Genomic DNA, 14369 nt, shown 5'->3' on the forward strand with positions numbered 1-14369 from the left:
ACTTGTATTTACATTACCACAATAGTAGAACGTTATCCGAATTATTTGACTGGCGAATAAATTCGCTACCTAGACGGTTCGCTCGGTTTCATCTCCCAGCTAAAGAGCGTGGGAGCCTTCACCCATCGCTTTTCCGGTAAAGGTAGAACGTCTGGGAAAAGAGATTAAATATGTTACAACCAGAATATTGATTTTTCCCTTCTAGTTGGACATTTCATGGTTTCTCTTGCTGGATACGAAGATTTCAGGCAAATCCATGACAGCGAGAACTCGCAAGTGTATCACGCTCGGCGAATTCGCGATCGCCAACCCGTCATCCTCAAATTTCTCAACCGAGACTATCCCACGACAGAGCAAATCCGACGCTACAAACAAGAATATCACCTCACTTGCCAGTTAGAGTCTCCAGGTATCGCCAAAGCCTACAGTCTCGAAGAATGGGGACGAAGCTACGCGATCGCTCTAGAAGATTTTGGCGGAATTTCCCTCAAACAATGGCTGCAACAGCGTGAACCCCTCTCTCTACGCGAATTTTTAGTCCTGGCAATTTCCATTGTCGATAGTTTAGGACAAATTCACGCTCAACATATTATTCACAAAGATATTAATCCTGCCAATATTGTTTTTAATCCCGACACCAAAGAACTCAAAATTATTGACTTTGGCATTGCTACCCAACTGAGTCGAGAAAATCCCACCCTGAAAAATCCCCATGTTTTAGAAGGGACACTGGCTTATATTTCCCCAGAACAAACAGGGAGAATGAATCGAGGCTTAGATTATCGCACAGATTTTTATTCCTTGGGAGTAACCTTCTATGAAATGCTGACAGCAAAGTTACCCTTTGAAACTATTGATCCCTTGGAATTAGTCCATTGTCATATTGCCCAAAATCCCCCCATCCCCACCACCCCACACCCGACATTCATTTTTGAGATTGTCATGAAATTGATGGCGAAGAATGCTGAGGATCGCTATCAAAGTACTTATGGATTAAAAGCTGACTTAGAAACCTGCCTCAAACAATTAACCCAAACAGGGACAATTGTTCCCTTTCCTCTCGGTCAACAGGATAGTTCTGATCGCTTTCAAATTCCCCAAAAACTCTACGGACGAGACACAGAAATCGCCGCGTTACTTGCTGCTTATGAACGAGTTGCCGAGACAGGAAAGGTTGAACTGATGTTAGTGGCAGGGTATTCCGGTATTGGCAAATCCTCTCTCGTCCAAGAACTTTACAAACCAATTACAGCACGTCGGGGCTATTTTATTTCGGGTAAATTCGACCAATTTCAACACAATATTCCCTATTCTGCCATCGTTGCCGCTTTTCGCGGATTGATTGAACAATTATTAGGAGAAACCGAGTTTAAATTACAAATCTGGCGAGACAAACTATTGCAGGCGTTGGCAACTAACGGACAAATTATTATTGATGTTATTCCCGAAGTTGAACTGATTATCGGTAAACAACCTGCTGTTCCCCTATTAGGCGCCAACGAAGCGCAAAATCGCTTCAACCTGGTTTTTGAGAATTTTATCCGCACCTTTTGCAGTGTCGAGCATCCTTTGGTAATTTTCCTCGATGACTTGCAATGGGCGGATTTAGCGACATTGAAACTCATGGAACGGATTTTGCTTGACGGTGAAACCCAATCTCTTTTGCTCTTAGGAGCCTATCGCGATAATGAAGTCTCGGTTAGTCATCCGTTGGCAATTTCCCTGCAAAAACTTCAGCAAAACAAAGGTGACGAGATTACGCAAATTACGTTAACCCCTTTATCCCTAAACCAAATTACCTGTTTAATCAGCGATACCCTCCAGCAGGAGGCGGAAACGGTTCGCGATTTAGCCCGTTTAGTTTGGCAAAAGACGGGCGGTAATCCTTTCTTTATCAATGAATTTTTACAAGCCTTGTCTAGTGAAGAATTGCTGCAATTTAATCGTGAACAGAGACGTTGGCAATGGGATCTGGCAGCGATTGAACGAAGGGGATTTACGGATAATGTCGTGGAATTGATGGTGAGTAAACTACAAAAATTACCACCCATTAGCCGAAATCTTTTATCCCTAGCGGCTTGTTGTGGAGCAGAATTTAACTTAAAACTTCTGACCTGGGTTGAGCAAAAATCTGCTCAAGAAATATTTAATTTATTAAAAGTTGCCTGGGAACGCGGCTTTATTTTCCCATTATCCGAAGCCGATGAAAATCTGATAATTCAGTCCTATAAATTCGGACATGATCGTATTCAACAAGCTGCCTATTCGTTGATAAGTGTTCAGCAACGAAAAGAATTTAACTTAAAAATAGGTCGCCTGTTGTTGGCGAATCTCGATAGCCAAGAACGAACAGAAAGAATTTTTGAAATCGTCGATCGATTGAATGCAAGTCGATCGCTGATCACCGATGAATTAGAACGGTTGGAGTTAGTCCAGTTAAACCTACTGGCAGGGAAACAAGCCAAAGATGCCAACGCTTATGAGGCGGCTAGAGACTATTTAGTTTTCGGGATGGAGGGGTTGACTAATGAGGCATGGTCAACTCACTATGACTTGGTTTTGGACTTGTATAAAGAACGAATTTTTGTTGAATATTTAAACGGTAATTTTGATGCGTCAGAAGCACTGATTAACTCTACCTTACAACAGGTTAAATCAGCACTGGATAAAGCCGAAATTTATAAACTGCTGATTCTTCAATACACACTGATGGCTAACTACTCAGATGCGATTGAAACGGGACGAAAAGCTCTAGCGTTGTTTGGGGTTGATTTACCGAAAACCGACCTAAAAACGGCTCTTGCTGTAGAAATTGAACTCGCGAAACAAAACTTAGGCAACCGCCCAATTGCCTCATTGTTATCTGAACCTGAAATCGCGATTCCTGAGCAAAAAATGGTTGGGGAACTGTTGGAAAATATTGATCCCCCCGCTTACTTTTTTAATCAGGAACTCTACGCTGTTATTGTTGTCAAGATGGCGAATCTTTTCTTAACTTATGGCAATATTCCCGAATCGGCAAAGGGGTATGTGACTTACGGAATTATATTGGGTTCTATTTTAGGGGATTATCAAGCAGGGTATGAGTTTGGTTGTGTGGCGGTAAGGTTGAGTGAGCGCTTCAACAGTCAGCTCCAAAAATGTGGGGCTTGTTTGATTTTCGCGGGTCATTTGAATCATTGGGTAAAACCGATCAAGTTTGCGCGACAGATTTTCGATGATTCCTATCATGCGGGTTTGTCATCGGGAGAATTACGCCATTCTGGATATGCTCTGGAACATCAGTTACGTTACTTATTTTATCAAGGAGTTAACCTTAAAGAAATTAGCGAAATTTTGCCCAATTATTTACAGTTTTTGCAAAAGACAAAAAATCAATGGGCAATTGATGGAATGGTGGGATTTCAACTGGCTTTATTGAATTTAATGGGAATGACTGAGAGTAAATTAGAGTTTTATAACGAGGATTTTAATGACTTTGATTATCTGGAAACCTGTCGAACCCATAACAGTTTTGCTTGGCTTTGTACGTTTAATATTTTTAAAGCCCAAATTTTGTATTTATATGATGAATTTGAGATGGCTTTAGCGGCAATTTTAGAGGCTGGCAACTCTATAGATTTTGTTTTAGGTCATTTCCAAGTCTCGGAACATAATTTTCACCATTCATTAATTCTGGCATCCCTTTATTCACAGGTAACCGAGGGAACCCAAAAGCACTATTGGCAGCAGTTAGAAAGTAATCAAAAGCAAATGAAAATTTGGGCAGATAATTGCCCAGAAAACTTTCTGCATAAATATCTGTTGATCGCCGCAGAAATGGCGCGGATTTCGGGAGATCATTTAGAAGCCATGGAGTTGTATGATCGCGCTATTGATTCTGCGCGGACAAACAAATTTATTCAAAATGAAGCCTTAGCCAACGAACTAGCGGCTAAATTTTGGCTGGCGAAAGGCAAAACAGAATTTGCCAAAATCTATCTAAAAAATGCCCATTATGGGTATAAAATTTGGGGGGCTAAACGGAAAGTCAAGGAGTTAGAAGCCACCTATCCACAGTTTTTGCGATCGCTAACGGTTTTTCCCTCTATTTTAGCAACCTTTCAGGGTTACACGACAAACGACTCAACGGATACGAAAATTTTAGATTTAGCCACAACGATCAAATCAAGCAATGCCATTTCCAGCGAGATAGTTTTAGATAAATTGCTGGCAACTTTAATGAATATTCTCGTCGAAAATGCCGGAGCGCAACGCGGTATCTTAATTTTACCCAGCAGTAATGGGTTATGTGTCGAAGCCACAAAGGAAGCTGACTCCCAGGAAATTCCCGTACTGCAATCGCTTCCTTTGGATCAGTTTGAACGGCTATCCTCAAAAATTGTCCATTATGTCGCCCGCACTTGTAAAACTGTTGTTTTAAACGATGCAACTCGTGAAGACAACTTTACCAACGATCCCTATATTCAAAAGTATCAGTGTCTATCTATCGCCTGCACCCCCTTAATCAATCAAGGGAGACTCCAAGGGATTATCTATCTAGAAAATAACCTAACCACGGGAGCCTTTACCGAACAGCGTATGGCATTGTTGCGAACCCTCGCCACCCAAGCCGCCATTTCTTTAGAAAATGCCAAACTCTATGACAATATCACCACCTTAAACGCGGCGTATGAGCGGTTCATTCCGGCTCAGTTTCTCAGCTTTTTAGACAAAGAAAGCATTGTTGATGTGGAACTCGGCGATCAAGTCGAACGGGAAATGACCGTTTTATTTGCTGATATTCGCGATTTTACAACGATTTCCGAACAGATGAACCCAGCCGAAAACTTTGCCTTTATTAATGAGTATCTGGGTTATATGGAACCGCAAATTCAAAGCCATGGCGGATTCATCGATAAATATATCGGCGATGCGATTATGGCACTCTTTCCCAATTCTGCCGATGATGCGGTTAAAGGAGCGCTCGCCATGTTACAAGAATTGAAAAGATACAATAAAACGCGACAGGACAAGAATCTGAAACCCCTACGGATTGGTATCGGTTTGCATACAGGATTGTTAATGTTAGGTACAGTTGGCGGATTTGGGCGCATGGATGGGACAGCGATTGGGGATGCGGTGAACCTCTCCTCGCGCATAGAAGGGTTAACCAAACGATATGGGGTTTCGTTGTTAATCACCCATCAAACTTTAGCACGTTTAAATAATCCCTTAGAATACGATTTTCGATTTATCGAACAAGTGAAAGCCAAAGGCAAAGCTAAAGCGGTTGGTTTATTTGAAGTGTTTTCTGCCGATTCACCGGAATTACGAGAGGCAAAAAATGCTACGAAAGATACGTTTGAAAGGGCAGTTTTGTTATATCATTTTGCTTCCTGTTTAGAAGCGGCGCCTTTATTTCAAGAATGTGTGGACTATCATGCCGGCGATCGCCCTGCTGGCAGTTATCTCGAACGTTGTCACCGCTGCGCTATAGAATTTCCCCATGAAATGTAAACAGCGCCATTCAAAACTCAAAGCGTCACTAGATTCGCGATCGCCTCGATAATCTGATCGGGTTCAACAGGTTTAGAGAGATGAAGATCAAAGCCCGCTGCTAGTGCCTTTTCCTGATCAGTTTCTCCCGCATAAGCCGTCAGTGCGATCGCCGGAATTTGCCCGCCGCGATCGCGTGGTAGTTTTCTCACCTGACGAATGAACTCATAGCCATCCATTTCTGGCATCCCAATATCACTGATTAGCACATCAGGTTGCCCTTGAGACAATACAGCAAGCGCCTCATTGGCGGAAGTGAACCCCTCAACCCTTGCACCGTAGGTTTCCAAGATAATGGTGAGCAACTCGAGCGTATCCACCTCATCCTCAACCACGAGCACCGTCACATCGGTTAAATCCAAACTCTCATCCTCTGGCGCGGAATTGTGAGTCTTGGTTAGCGAATCCGAGATCAGAGGTAACTTCACCGTAAACGTTGCTCCCTGTCCAATTCCCTCACTTTCAGCCGCAATCCTACCTCCGTGGAGTTCGATCAAGTGGCGGACAATTGCCAACCCCAATCCCAATCCACCAACACTCCGCGTCGTTGTACTATTCTCTTGACGGAAGTAATCAAATATGTGTGGAAAAAATTCCGGATTGATCCCCTGACCGGTATCACTGACTTGGATTTGCGCCTGTGAATCAATCTTTTCTAAGCGCACGGTGATTCGTCCACCCGAGGGAGTAAACTTTACCGCATTTGATAGCAGATTCCAAACCACTTGCTGGAGGCGGTTGGGATCACCAGACACAAATCCCACCCTTGATTCCAACTGGGTTTCAATTTCAATCGACTTGGCGGCGGCGGCTAAACCCATCGTTTCAATGGCAGCTTTAATCACCCGAACCAAGTCTACACGACAGACATTAAGATTCAACTTGCCGCGTAAAATCCGAGAAACATCCAGTAAATCATCAATCAGTTGAGCTTGCAAGGAAGCATTCCGTTCAATCGTTTCTAAGGCTTTGTCTACCTTAGTCGGACTAAGTTTTCGACTCCGCAGCAGTTTTGACCAGCCTAGAATGGGATTGAGCGGAGTACGCAACTCGTGAGACACAATCGCCAAAAACTCATCCTTGATGCGGTTAGCAGCTTCGGCTTTTTCTAAGAGTTGAATCCTCTCTTCTTGCACTCGCTTGTGTTGAGTAATGTCTCTCAGGGAAACCAGGTAACCCATCTCTCCTTGCCACTCAGTTTCTACCACTCGCATCTGAGCCACTCTATTTTCCCCAGTACCCGTCCGCACATCCACTTCTGTGTTATCTTCGCCCACCACCGGAAAACCCAAGATTTGACCCAATAGTTCGTCTTCCTCACGACTAAAGAGTGACAGTGCAGCTGGGTTGAGAAATCGCACAATACCATCTGTGTCTATCACCATAATCCCATCTGGATTCCTGCTGATTAAAACCTGAAACTGTGCCTCACTTTTGAGGAGTGCTGCTTCTACCTTTTCTTTCTCCCTATGGTTCTGTTGAGATTGTTCTGAGAGTCTCGCCACTTCTGCGGTTTGTACCTGCAACTGTTGCTTTAGGTCAAAAGAGTAAACCTTATCCTGTATGTTTCCGGGGCGTTCACTCTCCTTTGCAATTAATACCTGCTTCACAACTTGAGGAAGCTGTGCCAGTTGGTCGTAGAGCAGATAGTCCGTTGCGCCAGCTTTCATACAATCTACGGCAATAGACACACAGCTACTGTGGCTAATGATAATCACAGGAATATTGAGACTCTGTTCTTGTAAATAGGACAGTGCTTCAATACCATCAAACTCGGCTAAGGGATAGCCAATTAAAATTAGGTCAACAGTCGGATTCAGGTGATCTAAATACTCCGCTTTTGTACTGACGCGCTGCCACGTTACCGTCAACCCAGTTTCAGATAACAGCGACAGTATCTGCTCTGTTTCCAGAGCAGACTCTTGTAGAATTAAAAGGTTTAAGTCATTTGTCATTTTTTATGTGTTGATGGTGTTCATTGTTCATTGTTCATTGTTCATTGGTAATCCTCTTCCCCCGCTCCCAGACGCTTCAAAAGCGCGTCTCTACATGCTCCCCAGACGTAGCATACTACGTCTCTACTTAACAATCCTCAAACAAACCACTGAGGCGGTCAAGTTCACTCTGATTCACATAACTTGGATTACCAGAGAGAATACCTGTAACGTTGCGGAAGGATCTGCCAATGTGCATTCCATCATCATCAATTAAAAACTCCCGAATTTCCTTATGATGTCTTGAACCGCGCATTTTTAGCACCGTTAATACCCGATGGACTTCCCCCTGAACCTCCACATATCGCAACAAAATAATCACGTCAGTATTGGTAGAAATTTGGGCTTCGGTGACCGAAACACTGCCCATGAGCGGTGATGTATTAGCCGTAAAAAGTCCGGTGATTCGGAGTTTTTTAATAATAGAATTAAGTCCCAGAATAAATTCTCGAAACCCTTTGGAGGTAGTAACCTGCCCCAATGCCGAAATACTATCAATCGCGATTCGTTGCGGCTGAAAGTCCTCGATTATTTGTTTCATAGTCACTAAATGATTTTCTAGTCCGGTTTCTTCCGGATAGCGACAGACAACCTTTAGGTTTTTCTCTCGTTCCATCTTCTCGAAATCAACGCCCCAACCGGCAGCATTTCTAAAAAGCTGATCCCGGCTTTCCTCAAAGGCAAAGAGTAAACACCTTTCTCCATTGTTGACACCTCCTGCTAAAAACTCTGTTGCTGTTAACGTTTTGCCTGTACCCGTCGCTCCCGATACCAGAATAATAGAATCGCGGAAAAACCCTCCCCCACACATAGAATCTAACTCAGCATTACCCGATGTGACTCGCTCTTTGGATGATTTTCGCTCTAATTTAGTCGCTGTGAAGGGAATGACAACAATGCCTTGCTCCGGCAAGATAGTAAAGGGAAATTCACCATGTTGATGGGGAGTCCCTCGGTATTTAAGAATTTCAATCGTGCGGCGACGCTTCTCTTCAAGCAATACATTCCGCAGGATTACCACATTATCGGCGACAAACTCTTCTACACCATAGCGGCTGATGTCTCCGTATTCCTGAGTGCGTTCTGAGGTCAATACTGAGGTAATTTCCCGTTCCCGCAACGCCCAGGCTATATCAAATAAGTCGCCGCGTACTTGGCTTACGTCTGGCACATAAGAGAAAACCGCTCCCAAGGAATCCATGGATACCCGTTGCGCCTTGACTTTTTCTATTGCATATTCCAGGCGAGCTAGCAAGGGACCGAGATCATATTCACCACTGACTAAGGGTCTATTTCCCGTTTTGGGAGAAGCATCAACAAATGCCCATTTTTCTTCAGCTTCCCATTTTTCGATATCCCAACCAAAACCTTGCATATTTCGGCGAATGGCTTGAGGCGATTCTTCAAATGTGACAAAGACGCCATTTTCTCCCTCTTTGATTCCTTCGACCAGAAATTGACAGGCAAAAATCGTTTTCGCACTGCCGGCTGTACCTGCAACTAAGGTAGTTCGACCTTTGGGGAGTCCTCCTTCAGCTAATAGATCAAAGCCAGAAATACCTGTTTTAACTTTGTCAATAAAAATAAAATTGGACTGTGGCTGTTGGCTCATTCCTTTGCTTCTTGGTGTGAATTGGAAACATATAGAATAGCAGCTTAAGTGCCATGGCTCAAGGTTTTTGCGGCTTGACACCGATACTCAATCCCCATAAAACAGTTTTAGTGTCTGACAAATCTCCCACGATTCGCTGGACAGGATTGGGAAATTCTTTAATTAATGTCGGGGTAACTAAAATATGTTCCGCTTCTGCGAGCTGGGGAGATTGGAGAACATCAATAACCGTTATTTTATACTGACTCGGTAGTTCCTGCTCACAGAGTCGATACAAGTTGGCGATCGCACATTGCGATCGCGGGGTGTCTCCAGTAACATAAAGTTTGAGCCGATATCGTTTACACATGCTAGGATGCTCACGGACTTTGCCATATTCTTTGTGATCAAGGACTGAATTTCTTAGCATCTTTTCCTAAATTAATTTTACTCAATCCAATAAAATATCTTCGATAGTAAGCCGCTAAATTACCCATGACTTCCAATAGTAAAAAGCGCCCTTCTGTGGTATATGCTTGTGCCTTACGTCGATTCACGGCTTGATTTTTCTGTTTTAAGGTTTTTGTATGTAACTCTATGAGATCACGGGGGGAGGCTTGGAGTAAACCTAACTGTTCGGCAAAGGTATTTAGATGCATAGACAGCTGATGCTCGACTTTATAAATACGTTCTTCTAATGCCCACTCCATTAAATCACCATAGTGTTGCATCAGTTCCTCAAACACATCGGGCATTCTTTGGTGCAGGGGTTCTACACTGGACGATTTTTGGGTCGAGTTTATCTCACCAGTGATTAACTTTTCTAGATCTTTGAGCTCTTGCTGTTGCTGATGTTGTTCGAGTGCAGCCAAGTGATATCGTCGCTCAAGGGCGGCGCGAATCGCGTAGACGAGTAAACTGGTATCCAGCTTCGCCTTGGGTAAATACCCACAAGCTCCCAATTCTAAGGCTTTAACCGCAACTCTCTCATCTTCGAGAACACTTTGGACGATGATTGGTACATCGAATGCTGTTTGCTGCATTTGCCGGAGTGTCTCCATCCCCCGACTATCGGGTAACATTAAATCTAATAACACGACATCGATACCTCCTTGAGCCAAATAATCTCGTCCCTGATCTAGTGTCTCAGCACAAAGCAGTTCAAATCCTCTGCTAAATGAGGGAGATTTGGCAGTGGTGATCAGTTTTTGTAGTTTGTCTATGTCATCGGGGTTATCTTCGACCAGTAAAACTCGACAACGGTGATCCAGCATGAGTGGTGTTTCAGATATTAACTTATCTAATGATAAGAGATGATATAATTACCGAGCCTATCCATTGGGTATAATCGAGCCATTCACCTTCGCTTCTTTGTAATCGTAAACATAAATGTTGCCCCTTCACCAGGAACACTAGAGGCGGTAATCGTTCCCCCGTGACGTTGAACAATTTTGCGGCAAATCGTCAACCCCAAGCCTGTACCCTCGTAGTGACGGCGGCTGTGTAAGCGTTGAAATGCCTCAAAGATTTGCTCATTATACTCTGGCTTAAAGCCAATCCCGTTATCGTTGATCACAATTTGATACTGATCACCGAGTCCATTCTCCTGGGAATAAACCTTGACAATAGGCGCTGTTTCAGGGTGATGAAACTTCAGCGCATTACTCAGCAGATTCTGCATGAGTTGATGCATTTGCAGGGGGTCAGCCTCTACAGTGGGCAACTCTTCGACATCAACAATTCCATGGGTTTCCTTGAGTTGAACATCCAAATCGGATAACACCTCTTGGACAACTGTATTCAAATTTACCGAAACCAAAGGTTGATCTTGAGTTGTGAGCCGCGATAACATCAATAATTCATTGATAAAGGTTTGCATCCGATTCTTGACCTGGCGCATCCGTTCCAGGTACTCCTGCCCTTGTTCATCGAGAACCTGACTATATTCTTCTGTGAGCAAGTCATTAAGCATTTGCATTTTATGCAGAGGGGAAAGCAAATCGTGGGAAACGACAGAAGCAAAGTCTTCTAATTCCCGATTACTTCGTTCAAGTTCAGTTACCAGAGTTTTCATCTGATTTTGGGTTTGCTTTATCTGAGTAATATCTTGAATTTGTCCCACAAAATACAACGGTTTTTCCTGAGTATCCCGCACCAGAGAAACACTTAACAGCACCCAGATGAGATGTCCTTGCTGATGAAAATACCGCTTCTCCATTGCGTAAGTTTGAATCTCACCCGCTAACATCTGATGCGTGTACTGTATATCAGCGTCCAAGTCATCGGGATGGGTAATGTCCTGAAAGGTTGTCGCCAGTAATTCGGATTCTTGATACCCCAGCAATTCACATAAAGCGTGATTGACGCGGAGAAAATGACCATCGGGCGAAACCAGTGCTTCACCGGTTGCGGCATCATCAAAGGCACGTCTGAAGCGTTCTTCACTCTCCCGGAGTTTTTCTTCGATTTGTTTAAGTTCGGTGATATCTCGCCCTTCTGGAATCAGCAACACCACCTTTCCCAGGCTATCCGTCACGGGTTTGAGGGAAAAGTCAATCGTGACAATGGTATCCCCTACCCCTTGTACATCGACTTTATAGCGGATAAACTCACCTTGAGCAGCTTTTGCGATCGCGTCTTTTAATTGGGCTTGGGTTTGTGGTGAAATCGTCCACCACCGGGCTTGCCAAAAGGGTTTGCCAATCACCTCGTCTCGCCGCACTCCGCCAAAATCCAATGCCGTCTGATTGGCTTGAATTAGGATACCATCAGGTTTGAGTAAGCCAATAAACTGAAACGTCTGGTCAAAAATAGCATGAAATTTCTGTTCACTCTCTAACAGTGCCTGTTGAAACCGTTGTCGCTGGGCATCAAGGGCGTTGAGTCGTTTGGCATTGCACCAAATAAATCCACCAAAAATGACCATGGTTAAGACACTGCGAAAGGCAAATCCAACAGTAGGCGGATAGATATCGGCGCGAAAGCCCCACAATACCAGCCAGCCCAAAACTGGGGGAATGCTAATCACCAGGGGTAGGATACTTCGTGCCATTATACCCCCGGCGCGATCGCTAATCACCACTTTCATCGCGCCCCAGTTTGCCCCAGCACTCAAAATCCCGATTGCCATTACTATAAAGCTGATGGCAGTATGAATTGCCATACCCGTATAGGAGCCAATACGATAGAAAAGTGGGATTTGGTAGAGGTGACCCATTAGCCCCAGAAACGCCACCAAGAAAACCAGGAGAGTAAAAAACTGGCTCGAACAGTAAGCTCTTCTCCCCAACAGCAGCAAAGCCGAACCCAACAGCAGAAAGTTAGACGCCGTATTGGGCGCCATCCGACTCCCGGCGGCGGTGTCTACAGCATCAAGACGCTGATCAAATAAAAGTTGGTCAATGCCAAAGTCTAGATTAAAACTATATTCCAAAAAGGTCAGCAAACCCAGCACGATTACGAAAACCGCTAGTACCTGTGATCCGATCAAAGATAATCGGTAGGATGAACTTTGTTTACTTTCCCAGTTACCCATAAGCCACAGATAGAGGGAGATACCACTGACAATAAAGCCAATCGCTGTATTAGCTTTCATGGTTCCCCATTCCGGTACGATGCGATTTAACAGGGAGAGGTTAAACATCCAACCCAAAAGCACCAGACAACCTATACCGATAACTATAAGACTGGCGGCTTTAGAAAAGGATTTAAGCCGACTACTGATTAGATGAGTTGGCTGGATGTCAGGTGCTTGAGTGTTGTCATTAGTCATTGGTTAGGGGAAGTTATCAGTTATCAGTTATCAGTTATCAGTTATCAGTTATCAGTTATCAGTTATCAGTTACCAGTTGTCAGTTATCAGTTATCAGTTACCAGTTGTCAGTTATCAGTTATCAGTTATCGATCACTGTTTACTGTTCACTGTTCACTGTTCACTGTTCACTGTTCACTGTTCACTGTTTACTGTTTACTGTTTACTGTTCACTGTTTACTGTTCACTGTTTACTGTTCACTGCTCACTGTTCACTGCTCACTGTTCACTGTTTACTGTTCACTGTTTACTGTTCACTGTTCACTGTTCACTGTTTACTGTTCACTGTTTACTGTTCACTGTTCACTGTTTACTGTTTACTGTTCACTGTTTACTGTTCACTGTTTACTGTTCACTGTTCACTGTTCACTGTTCACTGTTCACTGTTTACTATTCCCTATTCCCAGACAAATGACAAACTACTTATTAGCGTACCGTTTCCATCCAAGAAATACATTTTTGCATCTGTTGACCCATGGTTTGTGCATCTGCATGATACCGCCGTCCATGTCCAGGAAGTACCCACTCAAACCGATAGGTAGCCAGACGCCGCATCGAGTTGAGCAATTCTGACCACGAGTACCAGCAGAGATTATCAAAGGCATAGAGTTGATGCAGGCGGTTAGACCAAGCCAGATGGTCACCCGTAAAGAGAAACCTTTGCTGGTAGAGTAAAACGGTATGACCTTTAGTGTGACCGGGAACCGGGAGAATTACCAAATCGGGGGATAGTGCGATCGCGTCGTGACCCGTTAGCTGAATTTCCACATCACTCGTCTTGGGGGTAATATCATCACTGTGAAGAATGCGATCGCACCGGAAATGGTCTCGAAACTTTTTATGGTCTGCGATATCATCGCGATGGGTGAGATACATATAGCGAATTTCACCCATATCTTCTAAAGCTTTGACTAAAGCTGGCGTAAATCGGGGCGAATCGACTAAAATATTCCCCTGCTCCCGGACAATTAAATAACTCGCCGCCCCATAAGAACTTTCCGCATGATAACCGCAATGGTAAACATTGTCCGCGATCGGAATCGGAAAGGTTTCCTGAACCGCTTTAATATCCTGAGGCTTGTCTACCGTACCAATCGAAGCTGTGGGACAGGATAGCAACGCCTGCATCGCTGCTAATCGTTCAGTTTCATTCGTCGGTTGATGGTAAACTGCTGATTGTTCATCTGCCCGATGGAATACGTCTGGTGCCATCCAGCGACAAGTATCACAATCAATACAAGTTTTATCGACATAAACGTCACCCTTAGCGTTTTGGGGACGACGTTGATTCAGAGTAGCCATTGTTTTATCTGAGTTTTAACTATGGGATTGGATTAGAGGTGCAATACTTATAAAGTAAGAAATATACAAAAAAATGCCCTCTACCCCAAGGGGAAGAGAGCCAAGTATGGTTTTGAGGTGTGGATAAAGGTAA

The 14369-nt window shown here is 43.9% G+C and carries 7 protein-coding genes; 1 reads left to right on the forward strand and 6 read right to left on the reverse strand.

Going from position 1 to position 14369, the window contains the following annotated elements; genetic code table 11:
- Window positions 1–216: 216 nt before the first annotated feature.
- Complete coding sequence (locus RID09_RS07400) at window positions 217–5499, forward strand: AAA family ATPase (protein ID WP_446335305.1); 5283 nt, start codon at window positions 217–219, stop codon at window positions 5497–5499.
- 17 nt (window positions 5500–5516) lie between these two features.
- Here RID09_RS07400 and RID09_RS07405 read toward each other — a convergent pair whose 3' ends face one another.
- From RID09_RS07405 to RID09_RS07430, 6 genes are all read right to left on the reverse strand, one after another.
- Complete coding sequence (locus tag RID09_RS07405; RefSeq protein WP_446335306.1) at window positions 5517–7493, reverse strand: response regulator; 1977 nt, start codon at window positions 7491–7493, stop codon at window positions 5517–5519.
- Window positions 7494–7620: 127 nt separating this feature from the next.
- A complete protein-coding gene (gene kaiC, locus RID09_RS07410; RefSeq protein WP_446335307.1) occupies window positions 7621–9144 on the reverse strand; it encodes a circadian clock protein KaiC in 1524 nt (507 codons plus the stop codon).
- A 58-nt stretch (window positions 9145–9202) separates the two neighbouring features.
- The gene (locus RID09_RS07415; protein WP_446335308.1) at window positions 9203–9493 is read right to left on the reverse strand and encodes a circadian clock KaiB family protein; all 291 of its coding nucleotides are present in this window, start codon (window positions 9491–9493) and stop codon (window positions 9203–9205) included.
- A gap of 37 nt (window positions 9494–9530) precedes the next feature.
- The gene (locus tag RID09_RS07420) at window positions 9531–10397 is read right to left on the reverse strand and encodes a response regulator transcription factor (protein ID WP_446335309.1); all 867 of its coding nucleotides are present in this window, start codon (window positions 10395–10397) and stop codon (window positions 9531–9533) included.
- 83 nt (window positions 10398–10480) lie between these two features.
- Complete coding sequence (locus tag RID09_RS07425) at window positions 10481–12895, reverse strand: sensor histidine kinase (RefSeq protein ID WP_446335310.1); 2415 nt, start codon at window positions 12893–12895, stop codon at window positions 10481–10483.
- A gap of 465 nt (window positions 12896–13360) precedes the next feature.
- The gene (locus RID09_RS07430) at window positions 13361–14236 is read right to left on the reverse strand and encodes an MBL fold metallo-hydrolase (RefSeq protein ID WP_446335311.1); all 876 of its coding nucleotides are present in this window, start codon (window positions 14234–14236) and stop codon (window positions 13361–13363) included.
- Window positions 14237–14369: the final 133 nt, after the last annotated feature.

Origin of the sequence: Coleofasciculus sp. G1-WW12-02, assembly GCF_040219735.1 — a bacterium.
GTDB lineage: Bacteria > Cyanobacteriota > Cyanobacteriia > Cyanobacteriales > Coleofasciculaceae > Coleofasciculus.